Here is a 25,804-nt window from a genome sequence, read left to right as displayed (position 1 = left end):
GATGCATCGGGTGGATGGAACTGTGCTCACGGGGTGCCCTGCACGGAGATGCTGAATCTGTTCTCCGTTGCATTGCCTGATCCCGCGATCTGATTGAGTTGCAGTACGCCGTCAAACCCGCGCAATGCGGATGCCTCCACGCCAACCCTGCGGGTTGCGCGGGGGTCGGTGACGGTGGACTGCCCCCCTGCCGACGCGAGCACCTCGGATGAAGCCATGGCCTCATCACTTGCCTCGCGTATGCCCTGTGCGGCCAGTGTCGCGGTGACGGAGTTCAACTCCGCGTTGCCACCACCACTGGCCTGATTGATTGAAGCAATGCCGCCGGCACCGGCCAGGGCATTGCCGCCGATGGTGGCCGTGGCCTGCATCGGTGAATTGAAGAGATTGGACTCACGCTGCTGCAGGCTGCGAACACTGGCCGACGCGTGTCCGCCATTGGCCATGCTGTGCAGGTTGGCCTGCAGGTTGAGATCACCCGCCGCCTGGTTGACCTTGATCGAGCCATTGGCACCGGCCAAGGCCCCACCGTCAATCCGCGTGTCGGTGGAAAGATAGGACAGCATGCCGCTGTAGCTGTCAGTGCCCGATTGCGCGTGTGCACTACCCGCAAGGGCAAGCGCAACGACAAGCAGGGCAGCGGGAATGGGGGCGAAGGAGGCGTTCACTTGCCACCCGGCCCGGCCGGCTGGCCCAGCGGGAACTGTGCCAAGGCGCCACGCACCTGGTCGCCAATGCCGCGTGTCGCACCACCCACGGCGCCCATCGGGCCACCGATGGCGCGTGACAGCTGGCCTCCGGACAACATGCCGTCATCGCCGACAACGCGCCCCAAGGTCCCGCCCACCATGCCGGTGGTTACTCGTTCGACCGTGGTCTGGCCGTGCCCGGCCAGCTGGCTACCAGCCATGCCCGACCCCATTGCCGCATAGTCATCATCGCTGAGCTCGCTCATGCCACCAGTCCCGAGCGCGGAGCCCAGCTCCTTGCGTGGTGAGGGATCAGCAATCAGGGCCATGCCCGGCGGTGCCATGCGGTAGGCCGGCCGCGTTGATACATCACGCAGCAACACGATCTCGCCCGGCTGTGCCTTCACGCCCTGACGTGCACCGGAAGCCATGGCGGCCTCACCAGCGGCTGTACCGACCAGCAGCAAACCGATCAGGGCGGCATAACGATGTAGGGTCCAGCTGTCCATTGCGTCGTCCACTCGTACCAACGCGAGTGATAGAGCAGCATCCGTGCCAAGCAATAATTTCAATTAAAAACAACAGGTTGCCGTTTTACCCTGGCACCCATGGGTGTATCCATGTCACAGCCATGCTGATATCAAAGCCGGCGCATGGAAGCCCCGATGGAACCGCGAAAGGCACGCGCTGCCTGGCTTTCACCCAGCTGTATCAGTGCTGTTACAGACAGTTGTTACACCTGCTACAAGCAACAACCGTCGGATATGAGATAGGCCGGCAACGGCCCTGCGCTGCATGTAGGAGCGGTGTAAGCCGCGAAGCCGGCGGCGCCGGGCTACCCGCATCTCTGGCACCCGGTTAAGTTCGGGTTTCGCGGCTTTCGCCGCTCCCACAAAAAATCCGATGCCAAGGGACTGGCATCGGATTCTGGGTGACTCAAGTACTCAGGTGAACGGTATCGCGGCGATGCCGATCCATTCCTGACGCTGCGATTGCAAACCCGCTAGTCCGGATGGCGCCCACTCGCACCAGCGCCCATCGCAGGCGTTCCCGCAGCGTCGTACACCTGCTGATCGAGCAGCCCGGTCTCCTTGGCCACGATCACCGGCACCACCATCTGCCCGGTGACATTGGTCATGGTGCGCATCATGTCGAGGATGCGGTCGATGGCGTACAGGTAACCGATCGCTTCCAGCGGCAGGTTGGCCGCGCTCAGCACCACCGTCGCCATCACCACCGCCGTGCCCGGTACGCCGGCCGTGCCGAAACTGCCCAGCACCGATGCGATCAGCACGATCACGTATTGCTCAGGGGTCAGTGGCACGCCGGTGTATTGGGCAATGAACACCGCACACAGCGCCGGGTAGATCGCCCCGCAGCCGTCCATCTTGATGCTGGCACCCAGCGGCACCGCGAACGATGCGTAGTCCTTGTTGACGCCGAGGTTGTCGCTGATCGAACGCATCGCCACCGGCATCGCCGCAAAGCTCGACGAGGCCACGAACGCCACCTGCATGCCTGGCGCCGCACCACGGAAGAACTTCCACGGATTCAAGCCATGCGCAAGCAACAAGCCGCTGTAGACGATGACGATGTGCAACGCACAGGCCACGTACAGGGCCAGCACGAAGTTGCCCAACGGCAGCAGCTTCTCGAAGCCATAGCTGCCGACCAGCCCGGCGATCAGGCCGAAGGTACCCAGCGGCGTCATCTCAAGCACGAAGCGGGTCACCTGGATCATGATCTCGCTCATCTGCCCAACCAGCTTGCGTGCTTCGTTGACCTTCTCGCCCAGCTTGACCATCGCAAAGCCGAGCAGGCCGGCGAAAAAGATCACCGGCAGGATCGAGCCACGCCCGGCGGCCAGCACCTGTTCGCCAGCCTCGTTGACCTTGGTGCCGATACCCGCCAGCGCGTAGAACACATTGGATGGCACCACATCCATCAGCACCTTGGCGATCGAAGGCACGTCACGTTTGGTGTATGCCGCATCCACGGCCAGCTCCAGGCCACCGGCACCAGGCTGCATCACCGTGCCAACCAGCAGGCCGATGCCCACCGCGAATGCGGCGGTGATCACGAACCACAGGAAGGTGCGGCCACTCAGCGCGGCAACCGACTTCTGCCCGTGCAGCGAGCCGATGGCGTTGATCACCGCGAAGAACACCAACGGCACCGCGATCATCTTGATCAGGGTGACGTAGAGCTCACCCAGCGGGCCGAAGAAGGTCTCAGCCGCCGGTCCCAGCGCCCAGCCAGCCAGCGCGCCCAGCACGAAGCCGCCGACCACCCGCTGCCAGAAGGGGATCCGCAGCCAGGCAGAAACCACATTCATATCGTCAATCCGGGATAAAAATCGAAGGTTGCCACGATAGCGCAAGGCCTGCGCCAGAACGATGCCCACACAGAAAAGCTGCGTGTCATATGCATGCCTTCCACGCTTGACCATAATGGCGGTCTGTCTTCATCCAGCGGTAACAACCACGATGCACAAAGCCAGTTTCCTGTCCGCCGCCCTGTCCACCCTGCTGCTCGGCGCCTGCGCCAGCACCGGCCCGCAGTCCGGCCCGGCCAACGCAGTCAGCGTTGACGTCCCCCAGATCACCCGCCCGGACGGGGAAACCCCGCAGTGGTGGTACCGCGACGGCGCCGCCCGCGCCGCCGGTAATGGCGCCATGGCCGGCAAGGCCAAGAACGTGATCCTGTTCCTGGGCGACGGCATGAGCCTGACCACCGTGGCCGCCGCACGCATCCTCGAAGGCCAGCGCAAGGGCCAGCCAGGTGAAGAGAACCTGCTGTCCTGGGAACGCTTCCCGGCCACTGCGTTCAGCAAGACCTATAACACCGACTCGCAGACCCCCGATTCGGCCGGCACCATGACCGCCATCACCACCGGCGTGAAGAGCCATATGGGCGCCATCGGCGTCAGCGCCGGCAGCCGCAACAACTGCGCCGACAGCCTGCCCAAGGGCCTGCTGACCTGGCTGCAGCTGGCCGACAGCGCTGGCATGGCCACCGGCATCGTCTCGACCGCACGCCTGACCCACGCCACCCCGGCGGCAACCTACGCGCACTCGCCCGAGCGCAACTGGGAGAACGACACCGACCTGCCAGAAGCCGCCAAGGCTGCCGGATGCGTGGACATCGCCCAGCAGCTGATCTCCACCTCGCGTTTCGGCCAGGGCCCGCTGGTTGCACTGGGCGGCGGTCGTGGCCAGTTCACCACCATCAACGAGCAGGACCCGGAATACGCCGACAAGGTCGGCCTGCGCCTGGACGGCCGCAACCTGGTCGCCGAATGGCAGGCCAAGCACCCGCAGGGCGCCTATGTGTGGAACGCCGACCAGCTCAAGGCGGCCGCCAACGCGCCGGCCCTGCTCGGCCTGTTCGAGCCGGACCACATGCAGTACGAGCAGGACCGCCCCAAGGACCGCGCCGGTGAACCGTCGCTGGCCGAACTGACCCGCGCCGCCATCGCCAACCTGTCCAAGCACCAGGAAGGTTTCGTGCTGATGGTCGAAGGCGCCCGCATCGACCACGCCAACCACAGCGGCAACGCAGCGCGAGCACTGGGTGACACCATCGCCATGTCCGATGCGGTCAAGGCTGCGGTGGATGCCACCTCGGCCGAAGACACGTTGATCATCGTCACCGCAGACCACTCGCATACGCTGAACTTCGTCGGTTACCCGGCACGCGGCAACGCCATCCTCGGCAAGGTCAAGGACAAGGGCGGCGAAGACGGCATGGGCGCACTGGACCTGGCCCGCGACGGCATGGGCATGCCCTACACCACCCTGAGCTATGCCAATGGCCCGGGCTACACCGGTGCCAGCAACCAACAGCCGGCCGGCCCGAAGCGCTTCCCGCATTCGCCGAGCAGCTTCGAGACCGCCAACGGCCGCCCCGACCTGACCCATGTCGACACCGAGCATCCGGACTACATGCAGGAAGCGCTGGTGCCGTCCAAGAGCGAATCGCACGGCGGTGAAGATGTCGGCATCTGGGCGCGTGGCCCGGGCAGCAAGGCAGTGCGTGGCACGATGGAACAGAACACCATCTACCACCTGATCGTGCAGTCCACCCCGCGGCTGCGTGAGCGCCTGTGTGCCCTGGGTACCTGCGACGCGCACGGCGTGCCGGTCGAACTGCCACAACCGGCCAAGTTCGAGCGCAAGGCGCAGTGAACCTGCTCCGGCAACGTGCCGGATGGCCAGTGGCAGCAATGCTGTCACTGGCCTGGCTGCCAGCGATCGCGCTGGCCGACGAGGCCTGCTACCGGATGGACACCGATGCGTTCAAGATTCTGGAAGGCTGCAAGCGGACCGGCGATGGCAGGCTGATCGTCGCCGAAACGGCGCTGGCGCAGCTTGAGTACGATGCTGATGGACTGACCACGGTCATTGCCGGCAAACAGCATTACTACCTGCGTCGCGACGGACGCCACCTGCCGGTGATCACCTACGACAACGGCCCGGATTACTTCGAGGAAGGCCTGACCCGTTCCATGGTCGATGGCCAGATCGGCTACTACGACCGCCAACTGCAACCAGCCTTTGCCGCCCGCTTCGACTGGGGCTGGCCGTTCAAGGACGGCATCGCCGAGGTCTGCCAGGGCTGCGCACCTGGCAAACCCGACCCCGGCGGCCACACCGCCATCGAGGGCGGCAAGCACTACCGCATTGATCGCCAAGGCAAGATCCTGCCCTGAGCCTTGTCTTGCGTGGTTTTGTGGGAGCGGCATCAGCCGCGAAACTGGCAACAATGGAATCGCCGGCCCACCCGCGACCTGAGGATCCATCTGCTTCGCGGCTCACACCGCTCCCACAACACGGCGCACCAACAATTGCAGCCATCGCCGCCGCCGCCGATACTCGGCGCGGCCATGAACCCGCTTTCTCCTTCCCTCTTGCAGTCCGCAACCGACATCCCGGTGATGGTCGGCTTCAGCGGCGGCCTGGACTCCACCGTGCTGTTGCATCTGCTGGCCAACGCCCCGGGACGCCAGCCCGGCAGCCTGCGCGCACTGCATGTGCACCACGGGCTGCAAAAGGCTGCCGATGACTGGCAACAGCATTGCACCAACCTCTGTGCAGCGTGGGATATCCCACTGCAGGTAGTGCATGCCGATGTTCCGCGTGACGCTGGCCAAGGTCTGGAGGCAGCCGCCCGTGATGCCCGCCATGCGGCCTTCAAGGCCCATCTACGCGAAGGCGAATGGCTGGCGCTGGCCCACCATCAGGACGATCAGGCGGAAACCTTCCTGCTGCGCGCACTGCGCGGCGCCGGTGTCGATGGTCTGGCCGCGATGCAGGCAGAACGCAGTTTCGGAACCAACACCTTGTGGCGGCCACTGCTGCAGGTGGCGCGCGACGCACTGGAAGCCTATGCCAGCCAGCATCAGCTGCAGTGGATCGAGGACCCCAGCAACGGCAGTGCGGACTTCGATCGCAATTTCCTGCGCTTGAAGGTGCTACCGCTGCTGTGCCAGCGCTGGCCACATGCAGCCGCAGCGATGGCACGCAGCGCCGAACTTGCGGCACAGGCAGCGGCGCTGTTGCATGAGGATGATGCAGGCCTGCTGCAGCGCTGCCTGGGCACGGAGAACGCACTGCTGCTGAGCGAACTCGAGCAACTTGCTACATCACAGCAATCCCGCGTACTGCGTTTGTGGGCGAAGCAACAGCGCCTGCCAGCACTGCCGGCCAAGGGCGTACAGGCAATCCAGCAACAGCTGCTGGCCGCTGGCCATGACCAGCAGGCCGAGTTCCGCTGGCAGCAGGCCCGCATCGTGCGCTGGCGTGACCAGCTGCATGCAATCACCGTGATCCAGCCCTGGCCCGAGGGCTGGACGCGTCACTGGGACGGCGCCCAACCCGTGGATCTCCCCGACGGCGGCAAACTGCTGTTGCACGGCGCCAAGGCCTTCGATGAACCGCTGCAGTTGCGTCAACGCCACGGCGGCGAGCGTATCCAGCTGCCGGGCCGCAGCCACAGCCATCAACTCAAGCATTGCCTGCAACAGGTGGGCGTGCCCCCTTGGTTGCGCGCGCAGATGCCACTGCTCTGCGCCGACGGCAAGGTTCTGGCGGCGGCGGATCGGGTCATCTCAGCCCCGCTGCAGGCGTGGTTGCAGGCGCGTGGCGCCTCACTGCAATGGCTGCCGCCAGATCCGGTGAATTGACCCTTTCCCGCTGGCCGCTCACACTTGCGTCATGGCAAAGAAGTCCCCCAATGAAACCTCGCCGGTCGCCCACTTCGAGCAATCGCTCGAAGAACTGGAGCAGCTGGTAGAGAAGATGGAAGCTGGCGACCTGAGTCTGGACCAGTCGCTGACCGCATACGAACGTGGCGTAGGTCTCTATCGCCAGTGCCAACAGGCGCTGGAACAGGCCGAACTGCGCGTGCGCCTGGTTACCGATCCGGCCCAGCCGGAGAAATCCGAACCCTTTGAAAGCAGTGGCAATGAAGACTGACGCCCTGCTCACCCGCTGGCTGGAACGCACCGAAGAACAGCTGCAGGACGCCCTGCCCGACCCGGAGCTTGCACCACAACGCCTGCACCAGGCCATGCGCTATGCGGCGCTGGGCGGTGGCAAGCGCATGCGGCCGATGCTGGTCTACGCCACCGGCTATCTGTTCGGCGCCGACGAAGCGCGCCTGGACGCTGCGGCGATCGCGGTCGAGTTCATCCACGCCTATTCGCTGGTGCATGACGACCTGCCCGCAATGGACGATGACGCCCTGCGCCGCGGCCGCCCGACCACCCATATCGCCTTTGACGAGGCCACCGCGATCCTTGCCGGTGATGCCTTGCAGACCCGCGCCTTTGAGATCCTCGCCGATGCCTGGATGCCACCGGCCTTGGCGCTGAACTGCATGAAGACATTGGCCGGTGCCTCCGGCGCTGCCGGCATGTGTGGCGGCCAGGCGCTGGACATCGACGCCACCGGTCAGCAGCAGGCACTGGATGACCTCAAGCGCATGCATGCGATGAAGACCGGTGCACTGATCCGCGCCGCGGTGCGCATGGGCGCACTGTGTGGTGAAGCCAGCGATGCCCAGCTTGCACAGCTGGACAGCTTCGCCGACACGCTGGGCCTGGCTTTCCAGATCCGCGACGACATCCTCGATGTCGAGGCCAGCTCCGAGCAGCTGGGCAAGACCGCCGGCAAGGACCAGGCGCAGGACAAGTCGACCTTCCCCTCATTGCTGGGCATGGAGGGTGCCAAGGCCACCCTGGCCGAGCTGGCAACGGCAATGCAGGCAGCATTGATACCGTTCGGTCAGCGTGCAGCGGCATTGTCGGCATTGGCCGAGCTGACGGTGCGTCGCTCGCATTGATTCACCGAAGCGTTTGTAGGAGCGGCGTAAGCCGCGAAGCTCAAGAGCCAACAGCACAAGCCAACCCCTCCCCAACCCTCCCCTTCGCTGCGCGCAAGGGAGGGAGCGAAAACACGGCAGACAGCAAAAAGCCCGGGAATCCCGGGCTTTTTGTTTGACAACCATCGCGCCGATTACTTGATCAGGCGAATGGTCAGCGGGTAGCGATAGGTCTCGCCCTTGTTGGCAGCCAGGCCAGCAAGAATCGCGAACACCAGGCCACCGATCCATGCCACGGCATAGGTCAGGAAGCCGATCAACACGACCATCAGGATGCCGCTGATGAAGTAAGCGCCCAGCAGCGTCAGCTGGAAATTCAGCGCTTCCTTCGAGTTGGCGTTCAAGAAGGCCTTTTCCGGCTTGTCCTTGTTCACCAGCCAAACGATCAACGGCACGATGAAGCTGAAAAAGATGCCCGACAGGTGCACCAGCATTGCAATGCTGTTGTCATCGGAAGCGCCGGCGCTGGTCGGTGCCGGCGGCGGAGTGGTCTGGTAATCGCTCATTGTTTCCCCAAGATCCTTGTAAAGGGCTTATCCATGAAGGTAGGTAGCTATAGGAAGTACATCTGCTTCCACATGAGAATAGTCCGCTGTTTGGCAAGACTGCGTCAATCATTACCTGCCACGGTCATCTTGCCGACCAGTATTGAGCCGGTGGAAACATGCGAGCGCGGGTCCACATCGGTGCCCACCGCCTCGATGCCGGCAAACATCTGCTTGAGGTTGCCGGCGATGGTGATGCCGTCCACCGGGTAAGCGATCTGTCCGTTCTCCACCCAGAAGCCACCGGCACCGCGTGAGTAATCACCGGTGATGCCATTCACGCCCTGCCCCATCAATTCGGTCACCAGCAGACCCGTGCCCATACCCGACAGCATGGATGCACGGTCGCCTGCATTGGCCTTCACTTTCAGGTTATGCACGCCACCGGCATTGGCCGTGGTCTGCAGGCCCAGCTTGCGCGCCGAGTAACTGCCCAGGATGTAACGCTGCAGAACGCCGTCGGTGATCAAGGCCGAGTTGCGGGTGGCTACGCCTTCGCCGTCGTAGGAACTGGAGCGCAGGCCGCGACGCAGCAGTGGCAACTCATCGATGGCGAACCAGTCCGGGAACAGTTGGGTGTCCACACTGTCGAGCAGGAAGCTGGCACGGCGATACAGGGCGCCACCCGATACGGCACTGAGCAGATGGCCAATCAGGGAGCGCGCCATTTCCGCTGCGAACAGCACCTGCACCTCGCCGGTCGGCAGTGAGCGTGGCTGCAGCCGCGCGATGGTTCGCTCGGCTGCGCGCAGACCCACCGCCGCCGGATCCTGCAGGTCTTCGCGGGCGATGGCGCTGGTGTACCAGCCATCACGCTGCATGCCGTCGCCCTGCCCTGCGATCAGCGCACAACCGATGGAATGGTGGCTGCTGCGGTCACGGCCGATGAAACCATGCGAGTTGGCATACACCGACACGCTCTGCGCGGTGGAGGCCGATGCGCCATCGGAGTTGCTGATGCGGCTGTCGCTGTCTCGGCCAGCCGACTCACAGGCCAGCGCCAGGTCCAGCGCCTGCTCGGCGCTCAGCTCCCAGGGGTGCCAGCTGTCCAGGTCCGGGAATTCGGTGGCCATCAGCGCCGGATCGGCCAGGCCGGAGGCCGGATCGTCCTCGGTATGGCGGGCGATGGCGCAGGCCTGGGCCACGGTGGCCTCCAGGCTGGCTTCCTGCAGGTCGGCGGTGCTGGCGCTGCCCTTGCGCTGGCCGAAGTACACGGTCACCGCAATGCCACGGTCGTGGGTGGCTTCCACCGTCTCCACCTCGCCCAGGCGCACATTCACGTCCAACCCACGGTCCTCGCTGCAGCTGACCTCGGCCTGGCTGGCGCCCATGGCGCGGGCCCGTTCCAGCAGGCGCTGGGAGATGCCGGCCAGGCGTTCCAGGCGCTGCAGGCTGTCGTCGGCGGCAGGCTTATCGGTGCTAATGGCGTTCAATGCTTTATCCTTGGTGGCCAAATCCCTTCACATCTGCCCGGTCTTGCATGACTGGCGGCGGCGTGACGTGGATTTTTCGTGGAGCCCGGCGAGCGCCAGGCTTTCCTGTCATGAAGTTTAGTAGGTAGCAGTGCGATGCGCGGACGCGATCAAGAAACCGGTGAATTTTTGGGCGAAAGCCGTAGCCAGAACCGGCGCGAAGCGCTGGAAGTGCTGGCGCTGGGCGAAACCCTGGTGGAGCTGACCCCGGCGCAGCTGGCGCGCCTGCCGATCCCGGAAGGCCTGCTGGAACACATCGAGTACTCCAAGCGCATCACCTCGCACGGCGCGCGCAAGCGCCAGCTGGCCTTCCTGGCCAAGCAGATGCGCCGCGAGGAAGACGAGACGCTGGATGCGATCCGCAATGCACTGGACGCCAACAGCGAGACTTCGCGCCGCGAAGTGGCGATCATGCACCGCATGGAGCGCTGGCGTGAGCGGCTGCTGGCCGAGGGTGATGTCGCCCTGGGCGAGCTGCTGGACGAGCATCCGGAGGCTGACCGCCAAGCCCTGCGCACGCTGGTGCGCAATGCGCTGGCCGAGAAGGCCAAGAACAAGCCGCCGCGCGCCTACCGCGAGATCTACCAGGTATTGCGCGAGCTGATGTTGGTGCCGGTGTTGAGCGCGGCTGCGGAAGTTGGTGGCGATGATGACGATGCTGCTGATGATATGGAAGGCGACGACGAGCAGGATTGATCTGGACTGAGGGGCCTTGCTGCTGGTTTGGTTCTGCAGCGAAAAGCTTCCCCTCATCCGCCCCTTGCGGGGCATCCCCGCCTTCGCGGGGACAGGCTCTTCTCCCGCTCGCGGGAGAAGGGACGGCTGGCATGTGGAATTTGGCGGAGTCAGCTCGAACTGCAGCTCTGCAATCCTTTCTCCCGTTTACGGGAGAAGGTGCCCGGAGAGCCTGCCCCCGCGAAGGCGGGGGGCGGATGAGGGGACTCTTCAGCCTTAACCGCACCCTCAGGCCTGCGTACCACCCACCGTCAGCCCATCAATCAGCAACGACGGCTGGCCGACACCGACCGGCACGCTCTGCCCGTCCTTGCCGCAGATGCCCACGCCTTCGTCCAGCGCCAGATCGTTGCCGATCATGCGCACCTTCTGCATGGTCTCCGGGCCGTTGCCGATCAGGGTCGCACCCTTCACCGGCGCAGTGATCCTGCCGTCTTCGATCAGGTAGGCCTCGGTCGCAGAGAACACGTACTTGCCGCTGGTGATGTCGACCTGGCCACCGCCGAAGTTGACCGCGTACAAACCCTTCTTCACCGAACGGATCATCTCCTCCGGGTCATGGTTGCCTGCGCGCATGTAGGTGTTGGTCATGCGCGGCATGGTCATGTGCGCGAAGGATTCACGGCGGCCGTTGCCGGTCGGCGCAACACCCATCAAACGCGCGTTGAGCGTGTCCTGCATGTAGCCAACCAGGATGCCGTCCTCGATCAGCGTGGTGCACTGGGTCGGGGTGCCTTCGTCATCGATATTGAGCGAACCACGGCGGCCATCGAGGGTGCCGTCATCGACAATCGTCACGCCCGGCGAAGCCACGCGCTCACCGATGCGGCCAGCATAGACGCTGGTGCCCTTGCGGTTGAAATCACCTTCCAGGCCGTGGCCGACCGCTTCGTGCAGCAGCACGCCGGGCCAGCCCGGGCCGAGCACCACCGGCATCACCCCAGCCGGGGCTGGAATGGCTTCCAGATTCACCAACGCCTGGCGCAGCGCTTCGCGGGCGAAGGCTTCCGGGCGCTCACCGGCAAACAGTTCTTCATAGCTATAGCGGCCACCGCCGCCGGCATAGCCGGACTCGCGGCGGCCGTTCTGCTCGACGATGACCTGTACGTTCAAACGCACCAGCGGGCGCACGTCGGCGGCCAACACGCCGTCGCTGCGCGCGATCAGCACCGTATCGACGCCGCCGGACAGGCTCACCATCACCTGCTGCACGCGGCTATCGGCCGCACGCAGGTAGCGATCCAGACGCTTGAGCACTTCCACCTTGGTCTCGTTGCCGATGCTGTCCACCGGGTCCAGCGCCGGGTACAGCGCGCGACCACTGCCGCGCACCAGCGAGCGCACGTTCTGCTCACCGCCCTCGCGGGAGATGGCACGTGCCGACTGTGCTGCGGCCAGCAGGGCTGCCGGCTGGATATCGTCCGAGTAGGCAAAGCCGGTCTTCTCGCCGGCAATCGCGCGCACGCCCACGCCCTGCTCGATCGAATGCGCACCGTCCTTGACGATGCCGTCCTCGACACTCCAGCTCTCGCGGCGTGAATGCTGGAAGTACAGGTCGCCAAAATCGATGCCCGGCCCCAGCAAGGTGCCAAAGGTGCGTTCAAGGCGATTAGCATCCAGTCCTGCAGGCAGCAGCAGGCGGGTTTCGGCGAGCGAGAGTGCGTTATCGGTCATGACTATCCAGATGGGGGCAGGCCCGCTGCATGCAAGCCTGCACTGATTCAGGGGTTGCTGGCAGCGCCGGGGGTAACTACCGGAGGCGGCAGACGGGCGGCGTCACGGTCCAGCACTTCGACCTTGGGATCTTTCCATGGCCCGGTGACCTTATAGGTCTTGGAGCCGATCTCGCCCAGTGGCTTGCCCAGCACCGCGTTGGCTGCGGCACCCACTGCCGCACCTACCGGACCACCGGCCACCGCACCCACCACCGTAAGCAGATTGCCCGAACGCGGGTTCACATCAATGGTCTGGTTGAACTGCTGGGCCACCAGATCAGCCTGGCCGCGAATGGTGATCTCCGCCGCGGGTGCCTCGATGGCGATCTTGTCGGTATTGGCCTGGCCATCACCAAAGCGCATCGCTCCCTCGACATGGTTGAACGCCAAACCCTTGGAAAACAGGTCGCGGAAGTCAAACAGCAAGCGTCGCGGCAACTGCGCCACGCTCAGCAGGCCGAGCACGCGACCAGCGCCGGGGTCGACTTCCAGCAGCTGGCCATTGCGCAGGTTCATGTCCATGCCGCCCTCCAGCGTGGCCAGGTTGAAAGCCATCGGCCCACCCTGCCAACCGGTCTGCAGGTTCACCTTGCCCTGGCCACCGCGCAATTGCCCGGCATAGCCAAGGCGCTGCAACAGGTCACCCAGGTCTTCGCTCTGTACCTGCGCCGTGGCCTGGGTTCGGGCCTGCGCGCCCATGCCACGCCACTCACCGTGCACGTCGATGACCTGCTTGGGCGCGCGGATGGCCAGCTCCTGCACCTGCAGGCCGTCACCGGTCGGGCGCGTGCGCAGACGGGTCTGGCCAAGCTTGATCGTGGCGAACTGCAGGTCGTCGATATCCAGTGCCAGCGGCGGGATGTTGGCCGGGTTGATCGGTTCGGCCGGGGTGTCGCTGGATTCGGCCGTCGCCGCCTTTGCCGCCTGCCAGTAGACCCGCGAAAGTTGCCCACTCACCGTGCCGCCATCGGCGGTAGGGACGCGCAGGTTGCCGGCCAGGGCTGGGCCATCGAGCTGCACTGCCACAGCGTCGGCACCGGGCCGCAGCTGCAACCGGGTCTGCGCGAAGCGCCCACCCACCATCAACAGCTGGTCAGCCAGTACGTCCACCTGCTTGAGCGCTACGCCACCATCGCCCGTGTCGTTGCCATCGCCGCGCGCCAGGCTGATCCACTCCAACGCGTCCAGCGACGGGGTACGGCCATTGACCACCAGCCCATCGGCCGGCGGTTCGTGATCGACCGTGTCGCTGCCCATCGTGACCTGCACGCCGGTCTTGCCGTTCTGGCTGCGCGCAGCCAAGGCCATCAACTTGCCGAAGGACACGTCTATGCGCCCGGCGCCCATCGGCAAAGCCGCCTGCACGGTCGTCGCCAGCGCATCGGCGGCCGGCTTGTTCAACGGCGCCGGCAACTGCAGACGGGTACCTTGCAGGTCCGAACGCAGGGTCAGCAGGGTCGGTGGGCCGCTGCGTACGCCAGCCTGCTCCTTGGGCAGGCTGACCCCGACCGTCCACGCAGAAGTGCCGTGCACGTAGGGTTTGAGCCAAGCCAGCTCCGGCGCACGGTCCAGCAGCTTGCCCGCATCCAGATCCGCACTCAGCTCGGCCTCGAAGGCATGCACGGGGTCCTTCACCGGCTTGCCAGCGCGCAGCGCCAGCACCCCATCGCGTTCCTGATGGCGTACCTGCAATGCCGGCGCGTCGAAGCCGTCGCTGCTGTACTGGGCCTTGCCGCGCACCCCCTCGAACTGCAGGTCCCAGCGCTTGTCGGCCATGCGCACATCGCGCAGATCGACGTCACCGAGCAGATGCCCGCCACCATCGTGGTGCAGCGGCAGCAGCAGATCGAAATTGACCGCCGCCGGCCCGGCCACGCTCAGGTTGTCCAGGGTGTCGCCATAGCTGGCCTGCAACGGGCTCTGCCGCAGCATGGCCAACAGGCGCGCGCTTTCGTCGACGGTACTGGCCTGCACCACCAGCTTGGATTCGGCGAAGCTGGCGATGCCAGCGCGCAGGTGATCCACCTTGACCCCGGCCAGATCGCCGCGCCCCGTCAAATCGAAACCGCCGCCGATGAAGTTGATATCGGCATTGACGTGCTGCATCAGCGGCCAGTCCTGCTGGAAACGGATCGAACCATCGTCGATATGCCCGCCCGCCTCGAAGCGACCGTTGTTGCCGGTGAACGGCCAGTCATCCAGGTCGCCGACGGCCAACCCGGTGCCGCCGCGCAGGGTGCCATCCACCAGTGCCGCATCCAGCCACCCGATCGCTGCGTCACTCATGCTCGAGCGCACCCAGAACTGCTTGGCCGCAGTCATCGGCACATCATCGATCTTGGCCGCCAGGCTGATCCATGGCCGGGTGCCGTCGCCCTGGAACCACAGTCCGCCACGCACGTCGGCAGCATAGTTCTGGCCCTGCACCCGCAAAGCCGGGGTCCCTATCTGCCAACCGGCACCTTCGCGCCAGCCGACCAGATCGCCGGAAAGCTGCAGCTCATGCAGCACCCCGAAGCCGGTCGGCCAATCAAAGCGCACGACATGGTCCGGCTTCAGACCCAGCGAAAACGCCTGTGCATCGCCTTCGAAATGCCCGCGTAGACCAGTGACGCCGGGGCTGCCGCCAACCGGCGCAAAGCTGGCGTCCAGCAGTTCGCCACTGGCACGCAAGGGGCCATCGGCAGTACCGAGCACACTGATGTCGGCGAATTTCAACGATGGCCTGGAACGATGCAGCCAGTTCCGCAGGCTGGGCCCCAGGCGGTCGCTGAGCGCGAGTACCTGCAGCATCGGACCGGCATCGAGCTGCTTGCCCTGCACCACGTAGTGCTTGCCGCCGGCCAGCAGCAAGCCATCCAGTGACTGGGTGTTGCTGTCGGTAGCGATCCGCAGCCTGGGCGCGTCCAGCCGCCAGCCGCCGTCGATCGCTTTCCAGCGCGCGCGCAGCTGCAGCTTGCTGAAAGCCACGCTCGGTGCGGCGGAGCCCGGCAACGGCGCGCCAGCAAGCTGTACATCGTCCAGTTCGCCCACGGCGCTGACCGCCACCACGCGATTGTCCTGCAGCTGCACCCAGCCCTGCAGTTCACCCTTGCCCTGGCGCAGCTGCACACCGGCAAATTTCAACAACGAAGACCATGCGCCCAGTTCGGCCGGATCAGCCGAGAACCAGGCCTGGCCATCGCCGCGCTGGCGCTGGAAATCCAACACCGCGGTGACCGGCGCAGCGGTGGTATCGATCCAGCCCTTGGCACCTACCCGCAGACGCTCGCCGTCCACGCGCAGGCGCAGGTCGATACGCGGAATGCGGGTCTGCAGGCCGATGGAGGGTGCCTGTATCTGCAACGCTCCACCAATCACCTGCAGCTCGCCGAGCCGGCGCAGGGCGTCCAGTGGATCGCCGCCAGCCTTGGACTCAGGCAGACCGCGCACCGACCAACGGCCGTCGTCGGCCCGTTGCAGGGTCAACGCCAGCCCGCGCAGGCGCAGCTCGGTCAACGGCGCGCCGGGCAGCAGACCCGAATACACCGCAACCAACACTTCGGCCTGGCCGATACGCACACCTTCGCCCTGGCCAACCCGCAAACCATCGAGCTGCAGCAACGGGCCGCGCCGGGTCCAGCGCGTGTCCAGACGATCGAAAGCAACCGGCTGCCCGGCACGTTCACTCAACCAGGCAGCAACCTTGTCCGGATGCGCCTCCACCATCGGCAGCAGCTGGCTGACGGTGCCGACCAGCAAGGCCACGCACACCAACGCGACCGCCAATGCCATCAAGGCATAGCGACGGAAGCGGCGCAGACGGTGGCGCAACAGCGTGGTCATCAGCTCACTTCGTGCTTCCGTGCGACGAAGTGAGCTGGCTCAGAGCAGCACCACATCGAACTGCTCCTGCAGGTATTGGTCATCGGCCTGGAAGCGGATGCTCTTGCCGAGGAATTCCTCAAGCTCGGCCACCGCCGCAGATTCTTCGTCAGTGATACGCGCGACCACCTTGCTCGAGGCAATCACCAGCAGGCGCGCGGCTTCGAACTGGCGCACGGCACGGGTGATCTCGCGGAAGATCTCGTACGTCACGGTTTCAGCGGTCTTGATGCTGCCGCGGCCGCTGCACTGGGGGCAGGTTTCCGACAGCTGGCGCTCCAGGCTCTCGACGGTGCGCTTGCGGGTCATTTCGACCAGACCCAACGGCGAGAAGTCGTACACCGTGGTCTTGGCATGGTCGCGGGCAAGCGCTTTCTCCAGCGTGCGCAGCACCTGGCGGCGATGCTCGGCGTCATCCATGTCGATGAAGTCGATGATGATGATGCCGCCGAGATTGCGCAGCCGCAGCTGCCGCGCCACCGTCTGCGCCGCCTCCAGGTTGGTGCGGAACACGGTCTCTTCCAGGTTGCGCTGGCCGACGAAGGAACCGGTATTGACGTCGATGGTGGTCATCGCCTCGGTCTGGTCGATGACCAGATAGCCACCGGACTTGAGCGGCACCTGCTTGTTCAGGGCGCGGACGATTTCATCCTCGACCCCGAACATGTCGAAGATCGGACGGTCGCCCGTATACAACTCCAGCTTCTCGCCCAGCACCGGCATGTACTTGGCGACGAAGGCCTGCAGCTGGCCGAAGGTTTCCTTGGAGTCGACCTTGACCTTGTCCACGTCCTTGCGGATCAGGTCGCGTACCGAGCGCAATGGCAGGCTCAGGTCTTCATAGATGATGCTGCACGGCGGCGCTTCGCGACCACGCCGTTCCACCACCGCCCAGACCCGTGACAGGTAAGAGATGTCCTCGGCCAGGGCCTCGGCCGGCTGGCCTTCGGCATTGGTGCGCACGATGTAGCCATAGCCACCATGCTGGGCCGAGATCTCGGTGACCAGCGACTTCAAGCGGGCGCGCTCGCCCTCATCCTCGATGCGGGCCGAAACCCCGACCATCTTGGACTGCGGCAGCAGCACCAGGTAACGCGAGGGAATGCTGATCTGCGTGGTCAGGCGCGCGCCCTTGGTGCTGATCGGGTCCTTCACTACCTGCACCACCACGTCCTGGCCATCGCGCAGCAACTCCACGATCGGCACCGAGGAGGGCAGCGGCAGGCTGGGCGCGGTTTCGTCGGTATCGGCAGCTACCGGTGCGGGACGAACGACGTCGTTGGCGTGCAGGAACGCAGCACGGTCCAGGCCGACCTCGACGAAGGCCGCCTGCATGCCCGGCATCACCCGCTGCACCTTGCCCTTGTAGATATTGCCGACCACACCACGGCGCCAACCGCGCTCGATGTGCAGCTCCTGCAGCATGCCGTTTTCAATCACTGCCACGCGGGTTTCGCGCGGGGTGACGTTGACCAGGATTTCTTCAGACACGTCCTTCATTCCCCCTTGTCCATGGAATCGTCGCCCGCGCCTGCGGCAAATGCCGCCAGCAGCGCGGCGGTCTGTTGCAACGGCAGCCCCATCACCCCGGAGTAGCTGCCGGCCAGATGACTGATGAAACGCTCCGCCCCACCCTGGATGGCGTAACCGCCAGCCTTGCCCATCGGCTCGCCGGTGGCGACGTAGGCCTGGATCTGCTCTGCACTCATCGGCGCGAAGCTCACTTCCGAGACCACCGTCTCCAACGCATGCCGCCCGGCCGCAGCCAGGGCCACCACGGTGATCACCCGGTGCGTGCGCCCGGCCAGCGAGGCCAGCATGGCTGCCGCATCGTCGGCATCGGCCGGCTTGCCATAGACCCGGTCATCCAGCACAACCTCGGTATCGGAGCCCAGCACCACCGCCTGCGGGTCGTCAGCGACCAGCGCCAGCCCTGCCCGGGCCTTGTCCAGCGCAACCCGGCGCACATATGCCTCGGCCGCCTCGCCCGGCGCACGCTGCTCCGGCACCTCCAGATCGAGGGCGCGGAAGGGCAGATCAAGGCGGGACAGCAGTTCGTTGCGACGGGGGGAGCGGGAGGCGAGATAAAGCATCGTGAAAGCATAACCTGCGCCAGCAACCTGAATGATGAGCATTGCTGGCAAAGTGACGGTGACCCCATCATGGCTCACCACCCGTTCATCGCCTTGTGTTCATTTTCACGATCCAGCCAAGGAGGATCACCATGCGCCGTACTGCCCTCGCCCCACTGCTGCTGTCCCTGTCTCTCGCTCTTGGAGTCTCGATGACCGCCAATGCCCAAACCGTCCCGGCCGTGGTTGCCAGCGACGCGACCTTGTTGAACGTCTCCGCCCAGGCCGAAGCCCACCGCGTGCCGGATGTGGCCACGCTGTCTGCCGGGGTGGTCACCCAGGCCGCCGATGGCAACGCCGCCATGCGCGACAACGCCGTGCAGATGGACAAGGTGATGGCCGCGATCAAGGCTGCCGGCATTGCCGAGCGCGACATCCAGACCAGCGGCATCAACCTCAGCCCGCAGTACCGCTACGCCGAGAACGAAGCGCCGAAGATCACCGGCTACCAGGCCAGCAACACCGTCAGCCTGAAGGTGCGCGACATCAGCAAGCTGGGCAAGGTACTGGACAGCCTGGCTGCACAGGGGGCAAACCAGATCAACGGCCCCAGCTTCGAGATCGACCAGCCGGAACCGGTCTATGACGAGGCCCGTCTGGCCGCGCTGAAGAAGGCCCAGGCCCGCGCCGAAACCTATGCCAAGTCGCTGGGCCTGCGCGTGCGCCGCATCGTCAGCATTTCCGAAGGCAGCCAGGGCGGCTTCCGGCCGATGCCGATGATGGCCATGGCCGCCGGCCGCGCCAACAAGATGGAAATGGATACCGCGGTGTCGCCGGGCGAAACCACCGTCTCGGTCAACCTGGACGTGGTGTTCGAACTGGGCCGCTGAGCAACGCGGCCACCGCAATCGGAACGGCGCCTACGGGCGCCGTTCTTGTTTTGGTCGCTCACATTGGTGGCGTGGCTGGCTTCTGTTTGTGGGAGCGGTGTAAGCCGCGAAGCTCCCGTTGCAGAAAACCTTGGCAGCTGCACTATCTGATGATGAGTCTGTTTCGCGGCTTACGCCGCTCGCACAAGAGCCGGCCTTTGCTTCCCCTCAAGCTGTCCGCCAGCTGACCAGAAACAAGCACCCCGCTTGCCGAATGCCTGAATAAAGGGCGCACTGCAGTTACGGGACGCAGTCGAGCAACCCCGTCCCGTGTCATCGCGCGTTGTTCTCTGTCACACGCCCACGCATGGAGGTGGTACATGGTCCGCACGCAACAACGCAGTCCGTCCCTGCACGTAGAACCCTCGCGCATCCTTGCCTACAGCACGGCACTGGCCCTGCACGCATTTGCCCTGGGCTTGCTGTTGATTCCACTGTCACAGGTACCGATTCACAACGAAGCGGTGCGTGAACGTTGGCTGGTCCCCGACGCCAAACCCATCGTCCCCAATCCACCCACACCACCAATCGATGTACCAGTGACCAGCACCCCGTCACCGCCGCGGCAACCGGCACTGGCCGCACCGGTGGACAATGCGCCGATGCCGATCTTCGCAACCGAGGCAGTCGTCACCGCACCGGTGGATGTTGCACCTGCCGTCGACACCACCTCGTCCATCGATCCAATCGGCCCCTCCACACCGCTGCAAGGCGTGCAGCTGCGTTACCTCAATGCTCCAGCGCCGGGCTATCCGCGTGATGCCCTGCTCGCCGGTGCACAGGGCACGGTAACGTTGCGGGTACTGGTGGACGTGGATGGTTCGCCGCAGGAAGTCAGCGTCGAACACAGCAGCGGCAACCGCAGCCTCGACACCGCCGCGCGCAACCAGGTATTGCGTCGCTGGAAGTTCCAACCGGCGACCGATGGCGGTCGACCGGTGCAGGCGTATGGCCTGATTCCAGTCGACTTCAAACTCGGCTGAACAGGGCTGATGCCCGCTTACGGCAGCGTTTTCTAAACGCTGCCGTAAGAGCTTCAAATCCGGCCTCGGCTATTAACGCTTATTTCACTGCCTCGTCACCCATGGAAAACCTAGATTCGCGGCCGTCGATGTTCTTTGGCCGCGTGTTGGCGGCCTTCTTGCCGCTGTTCCCAGGAGAGAGACTGTGAAACATCTGACCTACCCGCGCAGCAATCGTCTTAGCGACGCAATCACTGGAAACCTTACCCTCCTGCTTCTCGTTCCACTGACTTTGGCAGCGGGCGCACCGCTGGCCATGGCACAGGAACAACAGGCCACCAACCTGGACCGGGTCACTGTCACCGGCTCCAACATCCCACGCGCAACCACCGAAACCGCCTCGCCGGTGCAAGTCATCACCCGGCAGGAAATCGACCGTACCGGCAAGGCCACCATCGCCGAATACCTGCAGACCCTGACCAGCGACGGCGCCGGCTCCATCCCCAAGAGCTTCGGCACCGGCTTCGCCGGGGGCGGTTCCGGCATTTCGCTGCGCGGCCTCGGTGCAGCTTCAACACTGGTCCTGCTCAACGGTAGGCGCATGGCGCCTTACGGTCTGGCCGATGACGGCCAGAAGGTGTTCACCGATCTCAGCGTCATCCCGATGGATGCGGTCGAGCGCGTGGAAGTACTGAAGGATGGTGCCTCCGCCATCTACGGTTCCGACGCCATCGCCGGCGTAGTCAACATCATCCTGCGCCGCGACTTCACCGGCGCCATGCTCAAGGCCTCCTACGGCACTTCTGGCGACAGTGATGGCAACGCGCGCAAGGCATCACTGACCGCCGGCGTGGGCGACCTGGATACCGATGGCTTCAACGCCTTCGTCAGCATCGACCTCAGCAAGACCGACGACATCCGCATCTCCGACCGCCGCAACCGCAAGTGGATCGGCAATGGCGACCTGAGCCCGTATGGTTTTGATCGTGTTGCTGGTGGCCAGTTCTTCCCGCTCAACGGTGCCATCACCTCCAACGGTACCGTCGCCGGCAATTCGCCAGTCGGCAGCATCCGCGACCCGGCAACCGGCCTCTATCAGTCATTACCTGGCTGCTCGCAGTTCTCCAGTATCAGCCCCGCCGATGCCGGCGGTGGTTGCCTGTGGCAGACCCAGGACTTCCGCAGCCTGAGCCCGAGCGAAGAGTTCGGCAACCTGTTCGCACGCGGCACCTTCGTGCTGTCGGACAACTTCGAGATGTATGGCGAGTTCGGCTACTCGAAGAAGAAGAACGTGTTCTACAACACCCCCAGCGGCGTCTCCGGCTCTTGGGGCTACCCGGGTGGCCCGGTCAATGCCAGCAGCGGCCCCGGCGCCACGGTGCTGGGCGCTGACCACCCCGACAACCCCTTGGGCGTCGACGCGCGCCTGCGCTACGCCGCCTTTGATGTTGGCCCGCGCGTCACCACCAACACCAATGAGTTCACCCGCTTCCTAGTTGGCGTGAAGGGCACTGCTGCTGACTGGGATATCGATACCGCCTACCTGCACTCAGCAACCCAGCTGGTCAACGAGCGCACAGGTTTCCTGCGTTACAGCCATGTGCGTACCGCGCTGACCGACCCGAACAGTCCAGTGGGCTGGTGGCGTATCGGCGCCAACGCCGGACAGAACTCGCAGGCGCTTTACGACTACATTTCGCCAACCATCCACGCCAACGCCTCCACCACGCTGGACATGATCGACTTCAAGGCCTCGCGCAGCCTCGCCGATCTGGCCGGCGGCCCGCTGGGCTTTGCAATCGGCGCCGAGTACCGCCGCCAGAAAGCCAACCTCGACCCGCAGAGCTACACCGACCTGGGCGACATCATCGGCCTCGGCTATTCGGCCTACAAGGGCACTCAGGAAGTTGGCGTGCTCTATACGGAAATGGTCGCCCCGGTACTGGACTCGCTGGAACTGTCCGGCGCCCTTCGCGTCGACAAATACAAGGGCGGCGAAACCGCCACCACGCCGAAAGTTGGTTTGAAATGGACGCCTGCGGAATGGATCGCCCTGCGTGCCACCTACGCCGAAGGCTTCCGTGCGCCCGGCCCGGCTGAAGCCGGTGATGGCGGCCTGGCCGCCTTCAGCACAGCGCGCGATCCGGTACGCTGCCCGGGCGGCACCCCTGCACCTGGAGCCACCGCGGCGGATTGCGCGGTCAGCCTCGCCATCATCACCTCGGCCAATCCCGACCTGAAACCAGAGAAGTCGAAGAGCTATACCGTCGGACTGGTACTGGACCCGACCTCCAGCACGACGATGACCTTCGACGCCTGGCAGATCAAACGCACCAACGAGATCAACCAGGGCGATACCGACCTGGCCCTGGCCGCTGGCCGCGGTATCCGCTCGGACAATGACCTCGCCGGCATTCCCAACAGCGGCAGCCTGCTGGCGGTAAGCGTGGACTACATCAACTCCGCCTCAACCACCATCCGCGGTTTCGACTTCGACATCCGCCAGCGGGTGGCGCTGGGCAACTACGGCAAGCTGCTGATGGATCTGCAGTGGACCCGCATCAATTCGTTCGAGCGCGATGACGGCACTGGCACCGTGTACCAGTACGCAGGCACGCACGGCAATTGCGATGTCACCAACTGCATCGGTACCCCGAAAGACCGCCTCAACTTCGGCCTGACCTGGGACATGGACCGCTTCAGCATCAGCAGCATCGCCAACTACATCGGCAGCATGGACAACGTCGCCTTTGAAGGTGACAGCTGCGCCAATCACTTCACCGATGGCTCCGATGCACCACGTGGCTGCAAGCTGCGTTCGTTCTACACCATCGACCTGTCCGGTCGCTGGCGCGCCACCGATGCGTTCGAGATCTTCGGCTCGGTACAGAACCTCACCGATCGCATCGCACCGCTGGACCCGCTGACCTACGGCGCGGTCAACTACAACCCGCTGCATTACAGCGGTGCCGTTGGCCGTTACTACACGATTGGCGCCAAGTACACGTTCAATTGATGTACGCCGCCCCGGCGTGAACCGCGCCGGGGCAACTTGGACCGTACCAAGGAAAAGCCGCGATCATTCGCGGCTTTTCTTTGCCCGCTGCGCACGGAAGAGCCGGCAACCGTTCCTGTTTCAACGATCAGCACGCCCAGCCATGCCTTGAAAGCTGTACCACCGCAACGCTGCTGCGGATGATGGCAAACTGCCGCTTCCACACCGAGCAGTAGCGACTGATGCCTTCGCCACCACCATCCAATGCGGCGTTCCTGCAGGCGGCCAGGCATTTTCTTGTTGCATCGAATGCGACAGCAACCGAACAAGCCTTCGCCCCCGTAGCGCAGGCGTCGACCTCCATGCCATTGAGCAGCCTGGATGCACTGGAAAAACAGGTTCGTCATGAGCTTGGGCAGAATGCGCAGCAAACACGCACGTGGTGGCGGCCACGGACGCGCACGCGCACGCAGCGGCACCTGACCTGGTTGGATCTATGCAACGCCGATGGTTATGTGCGTGAACGGACGTTACGTTGCCTGCAAGCAGCACCCAGCGCACTTTTTCTGGCCCTGGCACTGCGTCGACTGAACGACTGGGTCCCCGAAGTACGCGCCGCCGCACGCGAACATCTCCCTCGAATCGCAGCCGCATCAGCACCGCAGGACGTCGCACAGGCGCTATGGGCCGTGCTGCCCACCCTGGACTCATGGGGCAGGTTCGGCGCCGCCGAACGGAAAACCCTCGAAGAACTGACCGCATCGGAGTCGGTTTCCCGCGGCCTGCTCGAACGAATCCTTGATGCTCCCGCCGGACCTGTCACGTCGATCCTGGTACAGGTCACACGCACGCCCCTCATCGACACATGGCTGAAAACCGTCGCCCACAACGCAATTCAACCCGCAGTGCGGGCCAGATCGTTCCGCTTCCTGATGGAGGGACGCGCAACCTGGGTTGCAGGCCGCACCTGGACCTGGACTGACCTGAAGTGGTGCAAAGGCAAATTCGAACCGGTGACCGGCGAACGCCGGTTGGAAGTGACCTATCCCTTGCAGGAACTGCTGGAGGCGGCGCTGCGCGATGCCTCACCCAGCGTCCGCCGCATTGCCGCGGAGATGCTGATCAAACAGCCTGCCGCCGTTGGCACGCAGGCAGCTGTGCTCGCCGCAACACTGGCATCGGACCGATCACCCCATCTTGCTGCACGCGGGCGTTTTGCGATGGCAAGGCTGTCAGAAGCAGGCGCCAGCACTTAGGTCACAGTGGGCAGTCACCGCACCCAAAAGCCGCGATATCCACCTTGGATTGGCCAATCGCCGACAAAAAAAGACCCGCATCTCGCGATGCGGGTCTTCAATCAAATCTTGGCGCCCGAAGTTGGACTCGAACCAACGACCCCCTGATTAACAGTCAAGTGCTCTAACCGGCTGAGCTATTCGGGCGGGGAGGCGCATTCTATACGTTAATCACGCGCGATGGTAGGGGTGATTGGCCAACATCGCTGCTGCGCGATACAACTGCTCGGCCACGACCAGCCGAACCAGCATATGCGGCAAGGTCAGCGGGCCTATCGACCACTTCTCGTCGGCCACCGCGGACACTTCCGCTGCGTGGCCTTCCGGGCCACCAATCAGGAACGCCAGATCGCGCCCCTGCGTGCGCCAGTGTTCCAACCGCTGCGCCAACTGCTCGGAGCTGAGCTGGCGACCTGGTACGTCCAGCGCCACCACGTAGGGATTCTTGGGCAGCGCGGCCAATACCCGCTTGCCCTCGTCCTCGATCGCGCGCTTGGGATCGCGGCCCTTGCCGCGCAGGCCCGGTTCGATTTCGACCAGCTCCAGCGGCAACCAATGCGACAGGCGCTTCTGGTACTCGGCAAAGCCCTGCGCCACCCAGGGCGGCGCGCGTTCACCGGTGGCGATCAATCTGGCTTTCATGCGTCCCCTCCTATCAACCTGCACAAACGAAGACGGCGCCCTGCGGCGCCGTCACAGCAACAGAAGCTGTGGCCGTCAGGCTCAGCCAGCATCCTGCTCGTCTTCGTCGTCGTAGGCCGAGCGCGGCTGGTCGCCGACGGTCCACAGACGCTCCAGCGCGTACAGCTCGCGCACGCGCGGCAGCATGACGTGGACGATGACGTCACCCAGGTCGACCAGGACCCACTCGGCTTCGCGCTCACCTTCCACACCCAGCGGCATCACGCCCAGGTTCTTGGCGAAACGCACGACTTCCTCGCCAATCGACTTGACGTGGCGGGTAGAGGTACCGGAGACCACCACCATGTAATCAGCCACGCTGGACTTGCCACGCACATCGAGCTCGACGGCATCCCGGGCCTTGATCTCCTCAAGGGCGGAGTGAACGGACGCCAGCAGGGCCGGTACGGAGGGTGCCGGGCTGGGCATTTGGGTCTTGATGACTTGGGCTTCGGTGGTCAAAGCAG

The 25,804-nt window shown here is 64.6% G+C and carries 21 protein-coding genes and 1 tRNA gene; 10 read left to right on the top strand and 12 right to left on the bottom strand.

What is annotated here, in order from left to right; all coding sequences use genetic code 11:
- Nucleotides 1–26: 26 nt before the first annotated feature.
- From AC13FW_RS02675 to AC13FW_RS02665, 3 genes are all read right to left on the bottom strand, one after another.
- On the bottom strand, nt 27–668 hold the full coding sequence (locus tag AC13FW_RS02675; protein ID WP_482988116.1) for a hypothetical protein: 642 nt from the start codon (nt 666–668) through the stop codon (nt 27–29).
- Nucleotides 665–1,198, bottom strand: a complete 534-nt coding sequence (locus AC13FW_RS02670) for a hypothetical protein (RefSeq protein WP_482988115.1) — start codon at nt 1,196–1,198, stop codon at nt 665–667. Before AC13FW_RS02670 ends, AC13FW_RS02675 begins: the two co-directional genes overlap by 4 nt.
- A gap of 494 nt (nt 1,199–1,692) precedes the next feature.
- The gene (locus AC13FW_RS02665) at nt 1,693–3,024 is read right to left on the bottom strand and encodes a dicarboxylate/amino acid:cation symporter (RefSeq protein ID WP_282271236.1); all 1,332 of its coding nucleotides are present in this window, start codon (nt 3,022–3,024) and stop codon (nt 1,693–1,695) included.
- A gap of 151 nt (nt 3,025–3,175) precedes the next feature.
- Between AC13FW_RS02665 and AC13FW_RS02660 the strand changes: the two genes are divergently transcribed.
- The 5 genes from AC13FW_RS02660 to AC13FW_RS02640 all read left to right on the top strand — a co-directional run bounded on the left by AC13FW_RS02660 (nt 3,176) and on the right by AC13FW_RS02640 (nt 8,033).
- Entirely contained in the window at nt 3,176–4,876 is a 1,701-nt protein-coding gene (locus AC13FW_RS02660; protein WP_482988114.1) for an alkaline phosphatase, read from the top strand.
- 38 nt (nt 4,877–4,914) lie between these two features.
- Nucleotides 4,915–5,400, top strand: a complete 486-nt coding sequence (locus tag AC13FW_RS02655; protein ID WP_482988269.1) for a WG repeat-containing protein — start codon at nt 4,915–4,917, stop codon at nt 5,398–5,400.
- Nucleotides 5,401–5,574: 174 nt separating this feature from the next.
- Complete coding sequence (tilS, locus tag AC13FW_RS02650; protein WP_482988113.1) at nt 5,575–6,873, top strand: tRNA lysidine(34) synthetase TilS; 1,299 nt, start codon at nt 5,575–5,577, stop codon at nt 6,871–6,873.
- 31 nt (nt 6,874–6,904) lie between these two features.
- On the top strand, nt 6,905–7,165 hold the full coding sequence (locus tag AC13FW_RS02645) for an exodeoxyribonuclease VII small subunit (RefSeq protein ID WP_282269773.1): 261 nt from the start codon (nt 6,905–6,907) through the stop codon (nt 7,163–7,165).
- A complete protein-coding gene (locus tag AC13FW_RS02640) occupies nt 7,155–8,033 on the top strand; it encodes a polyprenyl synthetase family protein (RefSeq protein WP_482988112.1) in 879 nt (292 codons plus the stop codon). Before AC13FW_RS02645 ends, AC13FW_RS02640 begins: the two co-directional genes overlap by 11 nt.
- 173 nt (nt 8,034–8,206) lie before the next feature.
- Here the strand turns inward: AC13FW_RS02640 and AC13FW_RS02635 are convergent, their stop codons facing one another.
- Nucleotides 8,207–8,578, bottom strand: coding sequence for a DUF4870 domain-containing protein (locus AC13FW_RS02635; RefSeq protein ID WP_296246007.1), 372 nt, complete (start codon nt 8,576–8,578; stop codon nt 8,207–8,209).
- Nucleotides 8,579–8,682: 104 nt separating this feature from the next.
- Nucleotides 8,683–10,050 carry a metalloprotease PmbA gene (pmbA, locus tag AC13FW_RS02630; protein WP_482988111.1) on the bottom strand — a complete coding sequence of 456 codons (1,368 nt, stop codon included), beginning with the start codon at nt 10,048–10,050 and terminating at the stop codon, nt 8,683–8,685.
- Nucleotides 10,051–10,185: 135 nt separating this feature from the next.
- Between pmbA and yjgA the strand changes: the two genes are divergently transcribed.
- Nucleotides 10,186–10,785, top strand: coding sequence for a ribosome biogenesis factor YjgA (gene yjgA / locus AC13FW_RS02625; protein WP_482988110.1), 600 nt, complete (start codon nt 10,186–10,188; stop codon nt 10,783–10,785).
- Between the two features lie 267 nt (nt 10,786–11,052).
- On the opposite strand, the gene tldD is transcribed toward yjgA, so the two are convergent.
- From tldD to AC13FW_RS02605, 4 genes are read right to left on the bottom strand one after another with little or no spacing between them, the layout of a single operon-like run.
- The gene (tldD, locus tag AC13FW_RS02620; protein ID WP_482988109.1) at nt 11,053–12,498 is read right to left on the bottom strand and encodes a metalloprotease TldD; all 1,446 of its coding nucleotides are present in this window, start codon (nt 12,496–12,498) and stop codon (nt 11,053–11,055) included.
- Nucleotides 12,499–12,545: 47 nt separating this feature from the next.
- On the bottom strand, nt 12,546–16,364 hold the full coding sequence (locus AC13FW_RS02615) for a YhdP family protein (RefSeq protein ID WP_482988108.1): 3,819 nt from the start codon (nt 16,362–16,364) through the stop codon (nt 12,546–12,548).
- 39 nt (nt 16,365–16,403) lie between these two features.
- The gene (gene rng, locus AC13FW_RS02610; RefSeq protein ID WP_057627141.1) at nt 16,404–17,894 is read right to left on the bottom strand and encodes a ribonuclease G; all 1,491 of its coding nucleotides are present in this window, start codon (nt 17,892–17,894) and stop codon (nt 16,404–16,406) included.
- Nucleotides 17,895–17,899: 5 nt separating this feature from the next.
- Nucleotides 17,900–18,496: a Maf family nucleotide pyrophosphatase gene (locus AC13FW_RS02605; protein ID WP_482988107.1), complete on the bottom strand. Its 597-nt coding sequence runs from the start codon at nt 18,494–18,496 to the stop codon at nt 17,900–17,902.
- Between the two features lie 131 nt (nt 18,497–18,627).
- On the opposite strand from AC13FW_RS02605, the gene AC13FW_RS02600 reads away from it, so the two are divergent.
- The 4 genes from AC13FW_RS02600 (at nt 18,628) to AC13FW_RS02585 (ending at nt 24,617) form a co-directional block, all read left to right on the top strand.
- On the top strand, nt 18,628–19,365 hold the full coding sequence (locus AC13FW_RS02600) for an SIMPL domain-containing protein (RefSeq protein ID WP_282269787.1): 738 nt from the start codon (nt 18,628–18,630) through the stop codon (nt 19,363–19,365).
- Between the two features lie 359 nt (nt 19,366–19,724).
- A complete protein-coding gene (locus AC13FW_RS02595) occupies nt 19,725–20,387 on the top strand; it encodes an energy transducer TonB (RefSeq protein ID WP_482988106.1) in 663 nt (220 codons plus the stop codon).
- 184 nt (nt 20,388–20,571) lie between these two features.
- A complete protein-coding gene (locus AC13FW_RS02590; protein WP_482988105.1) occupies nt 20,572–23,382 on the top strand; it encodes a TonB-dependent receptor in 2,811 nt (936 codons plus the stop codon).
- A 221-nt stretch (nt 23,383–23,603) separates the two neighbouring features.
- Entirely contained in the window at nt 23,604–24,617 is a 1,014-nt protein-coding gene (locus tag AC13FW_RS02585) for a hypothetical protein (protein ID WP_296245999.1), read from the top strand.
- Nucleotides 24,618–24,726: 109 nt separating this feature from the next.
- Here AC13FW_RS02585 and AC13FW_RS02580 read toward each other — a convergent pair.
- The 3 genes from AC13FW_RS02580 to rsfS form a co-directional block, all read right to left on the bottom strand.
- Nucleotides 24,727–24,803, bottom strand: a tRNA-Asn gene (locus AC13FW_RS02580).
- A 24-nt stretch (nt 24,804–24,827) separates the two neighbouring features.
- Nucleotides 24,828–25,298 (bottom strand): 23S rRNA (pseudouridine(1915)-N(3))-methyltransferase RlmH, encoded by a 471-nt coding sequence (gene rlmH / locus AC13FW_RS02575; protein WP_296245998.1) that lies wholly within the window; start codon nt 25,296–25,298, stop codon nt 24,828–24,830.
- 81 nt (nt 25,299–25,379) lie between these two features.
- Nucleotides 25,380–25,799, bottom strand: a complete 420-nt coding sequence (gene rsfS, locus AC13FW_RS02570) for a ribosome silencing factor (protein WP_282269796.1) — start codon at nt 25,797–25,799, stop codon at nt 25,380–25,382.
- Nucleotides 25,800–25,804: the final 5 nt, after the last annotated feature.

The sequence above is a fragment of the Stenotrophomonas sp. 21LCFQ19 genome (genome assembly GCF_056861425.1).
This window is presented reverse-complemented; position numbering and strand designations above follow the sequence as displayed.

What these genes read in the sequence shown, in the direction of transcription:
- rlmH (WP_296245998.1), bottom strand. Translation starts at nt 25,298, where the DNA reads ATGAAAGCCAGATTGATCGCCACCGGTGAACGCGCGCCGCCCTGGGTG.
- AC13FW_RS02670 (WP_482988115.1), bottom strand. Translation starts at nt 1,198, where the DNA reads ATGGACAGCTGGACCCTACATCGTTATGCCGCCCTGATCGGTTTGCTG.
- AC13FW_RS02665 (WP_282271236.1), bottom strand. Translation starts at nt 3,024, where the DNA reads ATGAATGTGGTTTCTGCCTGGCTGCGGATCCCCTTCTGGCAGCGGGTG.
- AC13FW_RS02660 (WP_482988114.1), top strand. Translation starts at nt 3,176, where the DNA reads ATGCACAAAGCCAGTTTCCTGTCCGCCGCCCTGTCCACCCTGCTGCTC.
- tilS (WP_482988113.1), top strand. Translation starts at nt 5,575, where the DNA reads ATGAACCCGCTTTCTCCTTCCCTCTTGCAGTCCGCAACCGACATCCCG.
- AC13FW_RS02640 (WP_482988112.1), top strand. Translation starts at nt 7,155, where the DNA reads ATGAAGACTGACGCCCTGCTCACCCGCTGGCTGGAACGCACCGAAGAA.
- AC13FW_RS02595 (WP_482988106.1), top strand. Translation starts at nt 19,725, where the DNA reads ATGGTCCGCACGCAACAACGCAGTCCGTCCCTGCACGTAGAACCCTCG.
- AC13FW_RS02615 (WP_482988108.1), bottom strand. Translation starts at nt 16,364, where the DNA reads ATGACCACGCTGTTGCGCCACCGTCTGCGCCGCTTCCGTCGCTATGCC.
- AC13FW_RS02600 (WP_282269787.1), top strand. Translation starts at nt 18,628, where the DNA reads ATGCGCCGTACTGCCCTCGCCCCACTGCTGCTGTCCCTGTCTCTCGCT.
- AC13FW_RS02585 (WP_296245999.1), top strand. Translation starts at nt 23,604, where the DNA reads ATGCCTTCGCCACCACCATCCAATGCGGCGTTCCTGCAGGCGGCCAGG.
- AC13FW_RS02635 (WP_296246007.1), bottom strand. Translation starts at nt 8,578, where the DNA reads ATGAGCGATTACCAGACCACTCCGCCGCCGGCACCGACCAGCGCCGGC.
- AC13FW_RS02605 (WP_482988107.1), bottom strand. Translation starts at nt 18,496, where the DNA reads ATGCTTTATCTCGCCTCCCGCTCCCCCCGTCGCAACGAACTGCTGTCC.
- tldD (WP_482988109.1), bottom strand. Translation starts at nt 12,498, where the DNA reads ATGACCGATAACGCACTCTCGCTCGCCGAAACCCGCCTGCTGCTGCCT.
- yjgA (WP_482988110.1), top strand. Translation starts at nt 10,186, where the DNA reads ATGCGCGGACGCGATCAAGAAACCGGTGAATTTTTGGGCGAAAGCCGT.
- AC13FW_RS02645 (WP_282269773.1), top strand. Translation starts at nt 6,905, where the DNA reads ATGGCAAAGAAGTCCCCCAATGAAACCTCGCCGGTCGCCCACTTCGAG.
- AC13FW_RS02655 (WP_482988269.1), top strand. Translation starts at nt 4,915, where the DNA reads ATGCTGTCACTGGCCTGGCTGCCAGCGATCGCGCTGGCCGACGAGGCC.